Source organism: Sutcliffiella sp. NPDC057660 (genome assembly GCF_042800035.1).
In the GTDB taxonomy this organism is placed as follows: domain Bacteria; phylum Bacillota; class Bacilli; order Bacillales; family Bacillaceae_I; genus Sutcliffiella_A.
The window spans coordinates 17120-32357 of sequence record NZ_JBHVHV010000014.1 but is presented as its reverse complement, the minus strand read 5'-3'; the positions used below and the strand labels follow the sequence as shown (position 1 = coordinate 32357).

The window sequence follows — 15238 nt, the reverse complement described above, 5'->3', positions numbered from 1 at the left end:
GGAGCGGATAGACAAGGTTTATTTTTAGTTTAAAAAGAAAATTGCAAATTGTCTTGTAAGCGTTTATAATAATTCTTCCGGCTAAAAAAGAACATAAGAGCGTTGCGTACTTTGAAAAATGTAACCCAAGGATTGTACCATGAATGGAGTTTTCTCTAGTTCATGGTTTTTTGCGTCTCCAAAACAAGCAAGGAGTGTGAAGAGGTTGGGAGAAAAAAAGAAGAAGCATCCTGAATTCGATCAGGAAGTCGAACGGCTTTTGTTTACGAAGAAATACATGGATATTGTCATCAAGGCGTCTGAAATGGACGAGGAGTCCTTTCGCTCAAGTTTCAAGGAAGCGCTCGAAGGGATGGACTTCAGTGACAGCAGTTTCAGCTACATGAACATGCTGACCAACGCCAACCTTTTGCAGCGGACACAAGAGGAAATTCGCAGCTTAAAGAAAATCTACCATAAGCCCTATTTTGCAAGAGTCGATTATAGACGAGAAGGAAAAGAGCAGGAAGAGGTCCTCTATTTCGGGAAAGCTTCCCTGTTTGATAGGGAAACACAGGATCCCATCATTGTGGACTGGCGTTCTCCTATTGCCAACCTATACTATGACGGCAGACTTGGGGACGTCCAATACGAGGCGGAGGGAGAAGTCTATGATGGCTATCTTTCCTTGAAGCGCCAATACATCATGGAAGAAGGGGAGCTGCAGGAAATCAGGGATGTTGATCTGACAACGACCGATGAACTTCTGCAGGAATCCTTGTCGGGAAGCTCAAGCAACCGTCTGACCGATATCGTATCCACCATCCAGGAGGAACAGAACCGGATCATTCGCGCAGATCTCAATAAGCCAATTATTGTCCAAGGAGCGGCGGGAAGCGGGAAGACGACTATTGCCTTACACCGTATCTCCTATTTCATCTACACCTACCAGGAGCATTTCCGTCCAGAGCAGCTGATGATCCTGGCACCGAATAATCTATTCATCGACTACATCTCAGAGGTTCTCCCGGAGCTCGGGGTGGACCGGATTTTACAGACCACATTTATCGACTATGTGAAGAGCTGTATCGGTAAGAAAATTAAACTTAGACCGCCTTCTGAAAAGCTGATGGGCTTTATCAACCACGAGTATGAGGACCCGGAAATGGTACAGTGGTTGGCAAGCTTCAAAGGGTCACTGGAGTTTAAGGAGATAATGGATGCCTATCTGTCCGACATCCTGGAGACATTGCTGCCAAAAGAAGACTTCTATCTGACCGAGAAATTCAAGCTCTATACAGCTGAGAGAATGGAGCAGCTGATCAAGCGGGAATATACCTACCTCCCCTATTACAGGCGTATCGAAAAGGTGAAGGAAGTCCTGCAGAACTACGTCCGAACCGAGAAGAAAACGCTTATACTCAAAGTGGAAAAGTTCTATGACCACAAGCTGGATAAGGCTCTTTTCAATTCCAACCTTGATCCGGCAAAGCGGAAAAGCTATGTGACAAAAGCGATGGACAAGAAGGATGAGCTCGTGAATGAGATCATGAAGGAATCACGGACGGCTGTGAATGCCTTTATTAGAAAACTCCCCAAGCACACACTCTTCTACTATTATGAGCAGCTTGTCACAGACCGGGAGCGGTTTGCGAAATACGCAAAAACGTATCTGGATGACTATCAGATCCAATATTTCATCAACCACCAGACTAACCTACATAAACAGAAAAACTATGAACTCGAAGACTTGGCTGGTCTTCTTTACCTTCAGCATAACCTGTTCGGAATCGATAAGGACCTGCGTGCAAGGAATGTGGTAATCGATGAAGCACAAGACTACAGCTATTTCCAATTGGCTGCTTTGAAAAGTGCCCTGGAAACGGACATGTTTACGATAGTGGGGGACCTGGCGCAGGGCATCCACTCCTATCGCGGCATTCAGGACTGGAATAAGGTGAAGGAAGAGATTTTCCCAAGAGCGGCTTACACCACTCTCCAGAAAAGCTACCGGACAACGGTGGAAATCATGCAGGCAGCCAATGACATTTTGGCGCTGCTTCCATTTGAGCTGCCTCGCGTGGAGCCTGTGGTTAGGCATGGTGCGAAGCCTGCGTTTGTGGAGTGGACAGAGAGTGACGCGGAAATGGTGGCAGGGATGGCCCGCGATATTGAGAAGCTATATGCGGAGGGCCGGAAAACGATCGCCATCATCGGCAAGACGGAGAAAGAATGCGGGAAGATCGACTCGCTTTTCCGGAAGCATACAGGCTTGTCTGTCCAGCTGCTGAAGGAAAATGAAGAAATCAATCAGAAGGACGTCGTCATTGTACATGCACAGCTTGCAAAAGGGCTCGAGTTCGATGCGGTCCTGCTATGTACGCTCGATGAGGCCTATACAGAAACGGAAATCGATGTAAAACTCTTATATGTTGCCATGACAAGACCTTTGCATCACCTAAGTTTCTATGGAAAGGACCGTTCTGCCTTCCTGCTCGAGCATGTGGGCGAGGGACTGGTCGATTAAGAGGCTATAGGGAGTGCCCGATACGTTTAAAGGTAGAAAATATGTTGAATCTGTTTGATTAATAAAGTTTTAACTACTAAAAGAGTTGATAAAGTAGGGGTTTCAATGAAAATGATGTTCTTGGACTGCAAAAAAGTTGCATTATTGGTGGGATCCTAAGAATTAATGGCCAAATTCTAACAAAGTCCTGAATCATTCTAACAGGTTACAATAACATTCTAACAAATTTGCAAATCATTCTAACAGAAATCCAATTCATTCTAACAAATCGGAAAAATAGGCACATTCCCAACAAAGCTCCCTCCACTGCAAAGTGGAGGGAGCTTTTCCAGATTTCTGGACGGGGTCTGGCACCCTGCCCCTAGGCCCCCTATCTTCTTTTTCGAAAAATCATTATACCCACCACCCCTATCGAGAAGAGGGTGAGGATGATTTTTCCTTCAATGCCCCATTCGAGTACACGGTAGACGGAGTAGGCTTCGAGGAGGAGAGCAGGGATTTTCCCTAGTGTGCTTGCGATGGCAAAGTGAATCAGGCTGATCCTGCTTGTTGCACCGGCCAATGTGACGAGTCCTGATGGTGCAAATGGAAAAATTCGGAGTCCTAACACCAGCAAAAATGCCCGGTATCCTTCCGTTTCCTGCAAACGGACCAGCCATTTATTACGCTCAAGTGCCTTCGGGGAGAAAGCTTTCAATCCCTTCCGGTAAAGCAGGAAACTGACAACAGCACCAACCGACTCGCCCAGAAAAGAAACAATTGTTCCCACCCAAAACCCGAAAAAGGCAATATTGGCGGCGGTGATAAAAACGCTTGGGACGAATGCGAGAATGCTGATGACCGTATTGAAGATAATACTAAGTAAAATGGCGAATGGCCCAGCAATCTCCAGCCATTCCAGAACAAAATCTTTCCACATATTTGAACGCTTCCTTATCAAAGAATTGTTTTAAAATTATAAAACATTAGGCTTTACATACCGTATAGGGGTATGTTACTTTAATATCGAGAGGAGGTCAACAACCATGGAAAACCTTCCAATAGAACCTATTTTAAATCAAGATCCAGAATCAAGCGAGTGTTGCCATGTCGACAATGGGGAGCGGAAAAGCCACCATTCGGAGACAGTCAAGAAAAGCCTGATCTCCCGACTGAACCGTGTAGAGGGGCAAGTCAGGGGAGTGAAGCGCCTTATTGAAGAGGATACGTACTGTGATGATGTGCTGACCCAGATCGCTGCGATCCAATCCGCCTTGAACGGCGTCGGAAAGCTGCTACTTGAAGGGCATTTGAAATCCTGTGTGGTCGAGAGAATCCAAGAGGGCGACACGGATGTCATTGATGAACTATTAGTGACCGTAAAGAGATTAATGAAATAAACATAGAGGAGAGATGGAGAAATGGAACAAGTAACGTTAAAAGTAAGTGGGATGTCATGTGGGCATTGTGTTAAAGCGGTAGAGGGAAGTGTCGGAGAACTATCTGGCGTGAATTCCGTGAAAGTGGACCTTGCGTCCGGTACAGTTGCAGTTGAATATAAGAGTGAAGATGTAACACTTGAGCAGATCAAAGAAACAATCGACGAAGAAGGCTATGAAGTAGAATAATTACGAGAACAGCGTGCTTTAACCAAAGCGCGTTTTCTTACCAATAAAATATACCCCATACAGGTATATGGGAGGTTGAAAGCTATGAGTCAAAAGTCAAAAGAAACCCAGATGCAAATAATGGGAATGACATGTGCGGCCTGCTCCACCAGAATTGAAAAGGGCTTGAATAAGCTTCAGGGTGTGGAGAAGGCCAATGTAAATCTGGCGTTGGAAAACGCCTCGGTAACATACAATCCTGACGAAGTGAGTCCCCATGACATCGAGAAAAAAGTCCACGACCTGGGGTATGAGGTGGTAAAGGAAAAAGCGGAGCTCCTTATTACCGGAATGACGTGTGCCGCCTGCTCAAGCAGAATCGAAAAGGTACTTAACAAGCTCGACGGCATCAATACGGCAACAGTCAATCTTGCATTGGAAACCGGTACAGTGGAATATAACCCATCCAAACTTACACCAACCGACATCATTGCACGAATCGAGAAAGCCGGATATGGTGCGACATTAAAAGTGGAAAAAAATGAAGGTGCAGAGGATTTCAGGCAGAAGGAGCTGGAGAAACAGCAAGGGAAATTTGTGTTTTCCCTGATTCTCACGATTCCGTTACTATGGGCGATGGTAAGCCACTTTTCCTTTACTTCGTTCATCTACTTGCCAGATATGCTGATGAACCCGTGGGTGCAGATGGCATTGGCGACTCCGGTCCAATTTTTCATTGGCTGGCAATTCTATAGAGGAGCCTATAAAGCCCTGAAAAACAAAAGTGCCAATATGGATGTGCTGGTAGCGCTAGGAACAAGTGCGGCTTACTTCTACAGCATTTACCTATCCATCGCATCCATCGGTTCTGGTGCCCATATGGTGGAGCAATATTTTGAGGCAAGTGCTGTCATCATTACGCTCATTATTTTAGGAAAGCTTTTCGAGGTGAGAGCAAAAGGCCGTTCTTCCGAAGCAATCAAAAAGCTGATGGGACTGCAGGCAAAAACAGCATTGGTGGTCCGAGACGGCAAAGAGATGGAAGTTCCGTTGGAGGAAGTATTGGTTGGCGATATCCTATCGGTGAAACCGGGTGAGAAAATACCGGTTGACGGTGAGATTTTGGAAGGCCAATCAGCTGTCGATGAATCCATGCTGACTGGTGAAAGCATTCCTGTCGATAAGCAAATCGGTGATACGGTCTATGGATCCACAATTAATAAAAATGGTTTTCTGAAAATGAAAGCAACAAAGATCGGCCGTGAAACGGCGCTTGCGCAAATCATCCGGATTGTGGAACAGGCGCAAGGTTCCAAAGCGCCAATACAGCGCCTGGCAGATAAGATTTCGGGGATTTTTGTTCCGATAGTGGTTGGTATCGCCATACTGACATTCCTTGTATGGTACTTTATCGTGGACCCAGGAAACTTTGCAGGTGCCTTGGTAAACCTGATTGCAGTTCTTGTTATCGCCTGCCCATGTGCCCTGGGGCTGGCTACGCCAACTTCCATTATGGCTGGTTCCGGCCGCTCTGCTGAACTCGGTATTCTTTTCAAAGGCGGCGAGCATTTGGAGCAGACGCACCGCATCACAACGGTGGTGCTGGATAAAACTGGTACAGTTACGAATGGTAAACCTGTTTTGACAGATGTTCTGCTGGTCAACCAAGGGGAAGAAGAGGAAATCCTGCGTTTGGTAGGGACTGCGGAAAAGCAATCCGAACATCCATTGGCACAAGCGATGGTAGATGGAATCAAGGAAAAAGGAATTGAACTTGGCGATTCCACGGCATTTGAAGCAATTCCGGGATATGGAATCGAAGCGGTTATACAAGAAAGAAAAGTAGTAGTCGGAACACGCAAGCTTATGAAAAAGCATGGCATTGATTTGACCGAAGCCGAGACAACAATCCAGAAGCTTGAGTCTGATGGAAAAACGGCAATGATGATTGCGGTGGATGGCGATTATAAAGGAATCATTGCTGTTGCAGACACAATCAAAGAAACTTCTGCCGCTGCGATCAAACGATTAAAGAATATGGGCTTAGAGGTAGTGATGATGACAGGTGACAACCAACGCACTGCGCAGGCAATTGCTGATCTTGCCGGTGTGGATCGTGTCATCGCGGAAGTACTGCCTGAGCAGAAAGCCGAGGAGATCAAAAAGCTTCAGGCTGAAGGGAAAAAGGTGGCAATGGTCGGTGACGGTATCAATGATGCACCTGCCCTTGTAACGGCAGATATCGGAATGGCCATTGGTACAGGTACGGACGTTGCGATGGAAGCCGCCGATATTACCCTGATGCGCGGTGATTTGAACAGCATTGCCGACGCCATCATGATGAGCAAAAAGACCATCAAGAATATCAAGCAGAACCTTTTCTGGGCGTTTGCCTATAACACCATCGGAATCCCGATCGCAGCGCTTGGGTTCCTGGCACCTTGGGTAGCGGGGGCCGCAATGGCATTCAGTTCCGTTTCTGTTGTGCTTAATGCACTAAGATTGCAGAAAGTAAAATTATAAAGAGCAGGTGAAAAGGATGAAAAAGTGGATTTTTTCCGCAGTTATCTATCTATTGGTTGTGATAGGAGGCTACACCGCTTATTCCTTTTATGCGGAGGACGAGGGTGCCACCAACAATCATGATGAGCATGAGACGGAAACAGAGGGGCATGCACATGGGGAAGATGATGAGAAAGCTACAGGTGAAGACGGAGAGCATGGTGGTCATGGGGAACATGACGACAGCGAGTCTGCCAGTGAGGTGAAAACGGAATTAGTTACGGAAAACAGAGCCATCACTGTTTCCCTCGAAGATCAGGATGGCAATCCAATGGATGAGCTTGACGTGAATCATGAAAAGCTGATGCACCTTATCGTGATCAGTGAAAACCTGGAAAGCTTCCATCATCTGCACCCAGAAAAGAAGGATCCTGGAGTGTTTGAAGTCCAGGCAGATCTGGGGGAAGGAATGTATCAAGCGTTTGTAGACATTAAGCCAACCAATCTGGAGTATAAGGTTGAACCGAAATCGTTGATGATCGGGGAACATGAGGGGCATGAAGACGACGGAGAGCATAAGGATGACCATGCTCATCTTGAAGCAGAAACAAATTGGACCAAAGAACAGAACGGCTATAAAGCAACGCTGAATGTGGAAAGCTTTTCGATGAAGGAAAATGTAGTCCTATCCTTTGACTTGAACGGGGCAAAACCGGAAAACTACCTTGGGGCTTTAGGGCATGTAGTGGTGGTGGATGAAGCCCTCGAGCAATTCATCCACGTCCATCCAGCAAGTGAAACGGAACCTGTATTCGAGGCCCATTTCACAAAGCCAGGCATGTATAAGCTTTGGGGTGAATTCAAATTGGACGGCAAGGTATATGCCTTTCCATTTGTCATCGAAATCACGGAATAAAGGGGTAGACAAATGACTGAGGAAAAAACGGTGAAACTCGCGGTCAACGGGGGAATTTCTTTTGGCGCAAAGCTAACCAGCAAGCAATTGCTCATACTTGCCGCCTATATGAAGGAAGAAGATGAAATAGAGCTTACGACCTTTCAGCAACTCTATGTGGATATTCCGGAAATCAGGCTGGATGAAGCGGTGCTGGCCTTTGAAGCGGCAGGGCTTGAATGCTATCCTGTCGGAAATTATGTGAAAAGCCTCCGTACCTGCAACTTCTGTAAAGGGGAATTGGAGGAGGGCATGCCGATTGCGAAGGAATTGAACCGACGCATTGCAGGAAAGCCGGTTCCATTCACGTTGAAACCTGCATACACAGGATGTCCAACCGCATGCGGAGAGCCATTGGTCAACGATATCGGAGTGATAAAGCGCCAGAATGACCGCTACGACCTGTATGTGGGAGGTAAGGCAAAAGGTCTGGACGCAAAAACGGCAGAGCTTTTTGCTGGGGAAGTAACCGAAAAAGAGCTCTACAGCATGGTGGGCTTTCTGATAGATACCTATGCTGCCAATGGCAAAAAGCGCGAGCAGTTCGGCAAGTTTATTCGCAGATATGGAATGGAAAGTTTGAAAGAAGAAGTGTCGACAGTATTATGATGGAGAAAGAGCAGCGTTCTAGCGCAGAATTGCGTGTGGGCGTTGTTTTTTTGTTTTGAAAATGTGACTTTTTAACCACTCCTCTCGTCTAACAAAAAAAGGAGGGTTTTATTCTCATGCAAAAAAGGGCACTTATCTTTTTCCTTATCATTGTAGCGATGGCTGCAGTGTTCGGTTTCATTTACTATAAATATGATCCAACTTCCGCAACAGGTTCAGTAAGCAAGGGCAACTGGGATAAAGAAAATGGACTTCCTACAGTAGGTTCCAAAAAAGAACTGAACAAGCTTTTCCAGGATAGACTTGAAAAAAGGGAAAAGCAGATGCGCTCTGGAATAGTCTTTGAATCAGCTGAGGATTCTTCTGCCGGTGCAGAAGCGGAGCGCTCTGCCGCCGACACCAGCAAATCGGATGGGGACAGTTCATCATCCGCGCATTCGGACACCAATGTTCAGGTAGAGGGCGTGGATGAAGCGGATATCGTCAAAACGGATGGTGAATACATCTACCAGGCTATTGACGGAAAGCTGAAAATAACAAAGGCGACTCCGGTCGAGTCGATTGAAACAATCACAGAAATAAACTATCAGGACTTTTCGCCTTATCAGATGTTCTTGGACGGCAACCAATTAGTGCTTATCGGCCACCATTGGAAAGAAACCTTCGCGCCACATTCTACAAAAGAGGGCACGCGTGACCTGATCATGCCTATGAATGAGGCGACGAGAGTGATTGTCTATGATATTTCGGATGCGGCAAATCCGAAGGTCCAAAAAACACTCACCCTTGAAGGTGGCTACTTTTCAAGTAGAAAGATCGACGAGAAAGTCTATGTAATCGTGAATCAGTATCCAAACTACTGGATGCTTGAAGAAGATCCGGAAGTGGATCTCCGCCCCAGAATTTCCGATACAACAGGGGAGGAAGAGTCCGAAGACATGAAGCGCATCGCCTATTCCGACATTCATTATTTTCCGGAGTCCTCGGAGGATAATTTCATGACCATCGCCTCCTTTGACATGACCAAGCCGGATCAGGATGCAACAGTCCTTTCGTATATCGGAAGTGGGCAACAGATATACATGTCCAAGGAAAATATCTATGTGGCCGTACCAACCTACAATCAGACTGGACGGATGATGCCTGCTGATGTCAATACAGACATCTATAAATTTTCCGTAAACGGATTGAATGTGCAGTACGCAAGCACCGGAAGCATACCGGGCTACCTGCTCAATCAGTTTTCCATGGATGAGTACAATGGTTACTTCCGAGTCGCTGCAACAGATGGGCAGGCATGGGATGAAACCTCGCCTTCACGCAACAACCTATTCATCATGGATGGAGACATGAAGGTGATCAGCAGTGTCGAGGACCTGGCAAGGGGGGAACGGATCTATTCGGTGCGTTTCATGGGGGAGAAGGCATATGTAGTCACATTTAAAGAAGTTGACCCGTTGTTCGTATTTGATCTCAGTGACCCGACGGCACCAAAAGTACTGGGAGAATTGAAGATTCCAGGCTTCAGCAACTACCTTCACCCATATGATGAAAACCACCTGATCGGTTTTGGCCACAACACGAAAATAGAAAAGGATCAATTCGGCACAAGGGTCGTAACGGACGGAGTGAAAATCTCACTGTTTGATGTCAGCGACCCGGCAAACCCTATCGAGAAGCATACGGAAGTGATTGGCGGGCAGGCCACCTATTCGCCATTAAACTACGACCATAAGGCGCTTCTATTCAATAAGGAAAAAGACATATTCGCCTTTCCAATCGTGATGTACCGTGAAAAAGAAAAACAAGATTACCGCTTCGAATTCGAAGGCGCCCTGGTGTACGGAGTCGACCCTGAAAAAGGCTTCACCCTCCACACAAAAATGACACATCAAGAACAAGGCACCCCATACGAAGACTGGGAAAGCACCATACAAAGAGTGTTATATATAAATGATCACCTTTATGCAGTTTCTCCTAAGAAAATAACCGCTGAGGAAATAACATGGTAATGGTTTATTAAAACAAGTCTATGTTAAGGAAAAGTGTTATTTTATGTATGCCAGCTGTTGATTGGAGCAATAGGCGAAGACTCCTGCGGGAGGCAGCGGTAGGCTGGAGACCCCACAGGGCGAAGCCCGAGGAGGCTCAAGCACCGCCCCGCGGAAAGCGCAGCCTAGTGCGGAAATCAACAGCGGTGTTCAATAGGACCGCTACATCCACATCCTACAGAAAGAGCGCAAAACCCGCGCTCTTTCTTCATTGTAAAACACAATAAACCGACCAATTTCAGCAAATATATTTCCCGGGTAAGCAACTTGTCGAATTTTATCTTAGTAATTAGGTTTGTACTTAACATGCCAGTGGAATGACATTCATATATTAAGAAAAGATTTTTGGGCATTGACGTACTTAAATGATAGATCCAGTTTCGAATTCTTATTTGTAAGTGATATAATAGGAACAACTAAGAATGAAATTGCTTTTTTGAAAATATATCGAGGACTCGCGCGAGGGGGAGCAACATGAAAACAAAATTGCATTTACTATATGGTGGGAAATCAGCAGAACACCAAGTTTCTCTACAGACTGCTTTGGCAGTGACAAAAGCATTGGATACAGAAAAATTCGACGTTTATCCGTTATACATAACCGAACAAGGTGAATGGCGCAGCGGAAGTCTTCTATCCGGACCTGCGGAAAGTGTTCAGCAGCTTAAATTGGAGGGCGGCGGCACAACGATTGCACCTTTGGCATTGCCTTCATCCGAACAGACAGAAGAACGGCAAACGGTAGTATTCCCATTGTTACACGGACCGAATGGTGAAGATGGTACAGTTCAAGGAATGCTAGAACTGCTCAACCTTCCATACGTGGGTAATGGAGTATTGGCATCTTCTGCCGGTATGGATAAAGTCATCATGAAAAACCTTTTTGATCAAGCTGGACTTCCTCAAGTAGGATATGTTCATTTCCTTCGCTCTGAATGGGAAAAGGCTGCGGACTCCACTTATGAGAAGGTGGAAAATGAGCTTGGATTCCCTTGCTTCGTAAAGCCTGCCAACCTGGGTTCCAGTGTCGGAATCAGCAAGGCGAAGAACCGTGAAGAATTGGCAAACGCATTCCGCGAAGCCTTCGAATATGACCGCAAAATCATTGTCGAGCAAGGGCTGGAAGGCGCGCGGGAAATTGAAATCGGGGTACTCGGAAACGATGAGCCTGAGTGTTCCGTAGTGGGTGAAATTGCTCCTAAAACAGAATTCTACGATTATAAAGCCAAATATGAGGACGGGGATACTGCGATGATCATCCCGGCTGAAATTGGCGATGATATTTATGAGCAAGTAAAGGAAATGGCGATTACGGCATTCAAGGCGATTGATGGATCCGGATTGGTTCGTGCGGATTTCTTCTTAACAAAGGAAGGGAAACTGTATATCAATGAAGTGAATACGATGCCTGGATTTACACCTTTCAGCATGTTCCCTCTTTTATGGCAGCACACGGATGTTTCTTATCCGGAACTGATCAAGAAGCTTGTGCAGTACGCGCAGGAAAGACACGCGGATAAACAGAAAATCAAACACACATTCTAAGTAGACAGATAGGGGATGACATCGGGGTTTTAAGAAATTAAAACGGCCATGTCAGCCCCTTCTCTATGCAATAAAAAACCAGGAGAGTGGACCAAGATGATAAAAAGAACCCTGAAAGAAATACAAGAGATGGCAAAAGGTGAAGAAATAGCTCCTGAATATAGGGGAATCATGGTTGAAGGTGTGTCTAAAGATACACGGGAAAACATGGGCGGCAAATTATATATTCCTATTATTGGTGAAAACTTTAACGGTCACAAATTCGTCCAACAGGCGATTGTGGAAAAAGGTGCGGTCGCTTCACTATGGCAAAAGGATCAGCCGGAGCCTCCGGCAGATGTGAATTTGATTTTTGTCGAGGATACGATTGAAGCGCTGCAGCACCTTGCAAGCAGCTACCGCGACCAGATCGGGATGAAGGTTGTGGGGATAACAGGAAGCAATGGAAAGACAACCACAAAGGATATGGTGACTTCCCTGCTACAAACCACTTTCAACGTACATAAGACTGCGGGTAACTATAATAATCATATTGGCCTACCACTCACCATCCTTTCTATGAGAGAAGACACGGAAGTAGCGGTCTTGGAGATGGGGATGAGCGGCAGAGGGGAAATCGAACTTCTGTCCCATATTGCCAAGCCGGATGCAGCGATCATTACCAACATCGGGGAATCCCATATGCAGGAACTCGGCTCCAGAGAAGGGATTGCAGAGGCAAAATTGGAGATTGCAGCAGGACTCAAGCCAGGCGGAAAACTGATTATCAATGGAGATGAGCCGCTGCTTAAAAATAAAGTATCCGATTTCGATTGTGATGTGATTACTTTCGGTTTAAATGACGAGAATGATTATGTTGCACAAGATATCGTGCTTAAAGGGAATGGAACGCAATTTATAATAGAAGAAACTGCTTACATGATTCCTGTTTTAGGTGCCCATAACGTGACAAATGCCCTAGCTTCGATTGTGGTGGGTGAAATTTTTGGCGTGAATGAAGAAAATAGGAAAAAAGGGTTAGAAAAAGTCTCGCTGACTGCCATGCGTAATGAAGTGGTGGAAACAAGTGGCGGATGGACCGTAATAAATGATGCATATAATGCAAGTCCTACCTCGATGAAAGCTGCGATAGATCTTTTGGGTAGCCTCACAGGATACTCAAAGAAAATTGCTGTTCTTGGAGATATGCTGGAGCTTGGTGACCAGGAAATTCCCTTCCACCAGGAAGTGGGTAGATACGTACAGGACAAAGGGATTGATTTTGTTCTTACCTATGGAGACTTGGGCAAAAACATCGCCGAAGGGGCTGCGGCCGTCCTTGGTTCTGAAAAAGTGAAGTCCTACACTGATAAGAAGATTCTGATAGAGAATCTACTAAAAGTGTTGCAGCCTCATGATGTGGTAATCGTGAAAGGCTCCCGTGGCATGCGATTGGAAGAAGTGGTACAGGGATTGCAATAATTATTTGAGCAGAATATGTCTCAAATAATTTATAGCTTGATGTTTCCGTCCCTACATAAGGGGTAAAACTAAATAGGGAGCTAAAAGAATAAAGACGTTGGGAATACAAACGGATGTAAATGAAAAAAATAGAAGTAAACGTATTTCCTGACTTACAGCTTCTCAAAAAACGCGCGTATAACAAGTGGAGGCGCAAAAAAAGATCTGCCCGTTTAGGGAAAATGGTGGAAATGCTTGTGAAAGCAAAGAAAGGGCCTTATGCTTAATAAGAGTGATAAGGCCATCTACAGTAAGATGGCTTGAAAATGGTTCGGTGTTCTTATGGAAAAAGAACAAGAGGAAGAAGTTTTCTCCTATAAGTTGGCATTAACGTTTATTGCTATTTATTAGCTGAAGTGTTATGATTACAGTTAATGTGTTTAATAATGTCTACTTATAAGGAATTAGGCAGCGTCTGACGTTTGCCTAATTTATTAATTTGTATAGATAAAGGAGTAGGAATAATTTGGCGTTTTTTAAAGATTTAGGTTTATCAGATGATATTATGCAGTCAATCAACAGAATGGGGTTTGAAGAAGCTACCCCTATCCAATCAGAGACAATTCCTGTTGCATTAGAAGGTAAAGACGTAATCGGTCAAGCACAAACGGGAACAGGGAAGACTATCGCGTTCGGTTTACCATTACTGGAAAATGTAGATGTGAAAAATGAATCCATCCAAGGGATCGTTATCGCTCCAACACGTGAGCTGGCAATTCAAGTAGCTGAGGAAATTTACAAAGCAGCATACCATAAACGTGTACGCGTACTTTCTGTATTTGGTGGCCAGGACATCTCAAGACAAATCCGTTCATTGAAAAAGAACCCTCACATCGTAGTTGGTACGCCTGGTCGTCTTCTTGACCATATCAACCGTAAGACACTTCGTCTTCAAAATGTGAACACAGTTGTTCTTGATGAAGCGGACGAAATGTTGAACATGGGATTCATCGAGGATATCGAGAAGATCCTTGCTGAAACTCCAGAGAAAAAGCAAACATTACTTTTCTCTGCAACAATGCCGGCACCAATCCGTGCTATCGCTGAGCGCTTCATGACTGAGCCTGTAAGCGTAAAGGTAAAGACGAAGGAAGTAACAGTTTCCAACATCCAACAATACTATGTGGAAGTTCCGGAAAAGAAAAAGTTCGATACATTGACTCGTCTTCTTGACATTCAATCTCCAGAGCTTGCAATCATCTTCGGTCGTACAAAACGTCGTGTAGATGAGCTATCTGACGCATTGAACGTGCGTGGGTACTCTGCAGAAGGAATCCACGGTGACCTTTCCCAGGCGAAGCGTATGAGCGTACTTCGCAAGTTCAAAGAAGGTTCCATCGATGTACTTGTTGCAACGGACGTAGCAGCTCGTGGACTTGATATCTCAGGTGTAACACACGTATATAACTTTGACATTCCACAAGATCCTGAAAGCTATGTTCACCGTATCGGACGTACAGGTCGTGCTGGAAAGAGCGGATTGGCGATCACTTTCGTAAGCCCTCGTGAAGTTAGCTACCTGCACCATGTGGAAAAAGTAACAAAACGTAAAATGGACAAAATGAAGGCTCCAACTCTGGACGAAGCGCTAGAAGGCCAACAAAAGATGTCCATGGAAAAATTGACTCAAGCAGTTGAAGCGTCAAACCTTGGGTTCTACCGCAGTGCAGCAGAACAATTATTAGAAGAGCATGATGCGATTACATTAGTATCTGCAGCACTTAAATTGTTCACAAAAGAGCCGGATGAAACACCAATCCGCTTAACAGAAGAAGCGCCTATGCACTCAAGAAGAGACCGTGGCGGCAACCGAGGCGGCGGAGATCGCAATCGTGGCGGTGGAGACCGTAACCGTAGCGGCGGCCAAGGCGGCAGTAAAGGAAACTGGTCCAAACGTCCAAGTGGCGGATCTGGATCTAGAGACGCTAGCACAAAACGTCAAGGCTTCAAACGCTCTTCCCGTAAGGAACGCGTATAATAGATG

The 15238-nt window shown here is 45.5% G+C and carries 11 protein-coding genes; 10 read left to right on the top strand and 1 reads right to left on the bottom strand.

The window, feature by feature from the left end; genetic code table 11:
* Window positions 1-205 precede the first annotated feature (205 nt).
* Window positions 206-2506, top strand: a complete 2301-nt coding sequence (gene helD / locus ACFVAD_RS16690) for an RNA polymerase recycling motor HelD (RefSeq protein ID WP_386642469.1) — start codon at window positions 206-208, stop codon at window positions 2504-2506.
* Between the two features lie 370 nt (window positions 2507-2876).
* On the opposite strand, the gene ACFVAD_RS16685 is transcribed toward helD, so the two are convergent.
* Entirely contained in the window at window positions 2877-3425 is a 549-nt protein-coding gene (locus ACFVAD_RS16685) for a TVP38/TMEM64 family protein (RefSeq protein ID WP_386642466.1), read from the bottom strand.
* Between the two features lie 106 nt (window positions 3426-3531).
* On the opposite strand from ACFVAD_RS16685, the gene ACFVAD_RS16680 reads away from it, so the two are divergent.
* The 9 genes from ACFVAD_RS16680 (at window position 3532) to cshA (ending at window position 15232) form a co-directional block, all read left to right on the top strand.
* Complete coding sequence (locus tag ACFVAD_RS16680; protein WP_386642463.1) at window positions 3532-3885, top strand: metal-sensitive transcriptional regulator; 354 nt, start codon at window positions 3532-3534, stop codon at window positions 3883-3885.
* Between the two features lie 21 nt (window positions 3886-3906).
* The gene (copZ, locus tag ACFVAD_RS16675; RefSeq protein WP_386642460.1) at window positions 3907-4113 is read left to right on the top strand and encodes a copper chaperone CopZ; all 207 of its coding nucleotides are present in this window, start codon (window positions 3907-3909) and stop codon (window positions 4111-4113) included.
* 84 nt (window positions 4114-4197) lie between these two features.
* Window positions 4198-6615: a heavy metal translocating P-type ATPase gene (locus ACFVAD_RS16670; protein WP_386642457.1), complete on the top strand. Its 2418-nt coding sequence runs from the start codon at window positions 4198-4200 to the stop codon at window positions 6613-6615.
* Window positions 6616-6631: 16 nt separating this feature from the next.
* Window positions 6632-7510 (top strand): hypothetical protein, encoded by an 879-nt coding sequence (locus ACFVAD_RS16665; RefSeq protein ID WP_386642454.1) that lies wholly within the window; start codon window positions 6632-6634, stop codon window positions 7508-7510.
* Between the two features lie 12 nt (window positions 7511-7522).
* The gene (locus ACFVAD_RS16660; RefSeq protein ID WP_386642451.1) at window positions 7523-8158 is read left to right on the top strand and encodes a nitrite reductase; all 636 of its coding nucleotides are present in this window, start codon (window positions 7523-7525) and stop codon (window positions 8156-8158) included.
* A 116-nt stretch (window positions 8159-8274) separates the two neighbouring features.
* Window positions 8275-10170, top strand: a complete 1896-nt coding sequence (locus ACFVAD_RS16655; protein WP_386642449.1) for a beta-propeller domain-containing protein — start codon at window positions 8275-8277, stop codon at window positions 10168-10170.
* 513 nt (window positions 10171-10683) lie between these two features.
* Window positions 10684-11754: a D-alanine--D-alanine ligase gene (locus tag ACFVAD_RS16650; RefSeq protein ID WP_386642446.1), complete on the top strand. Its 1071-nt coding sequence runs from the start codon at window positions 10684-10686 to the stop codon at window positions 11752-11754.
* 96 nt (window positions 11755-11850) lie between these two features.
* Window positions 11851-13215: a UDP-N-acetylmuramoyl-tripeptide--D-alanyl-D-alanine ligase gene (locus ACFVAD_RS16645; RefSeq protein WP_386642443.1), complete on the top strand. Its 1365-nt coding sequence runs from the start codon at window positions 11851-11853 to the stop codon at window positions 13213-13215.
* 505 nt (window positions 13216-13720) lie between these two features.
* Window positions 13721-15232, top strand: coding sequence for a degradosome RNA helicase CshA (cshA, locus tag ACFVAD_RS16640; RefSeq protein WP_386642440.1), 1512 nt, complete (start codon window positions 13721-13723; stop codon window positions 15230-15232).
* Window positions 15233-15238: the final 6 nt, after the last annotated feature.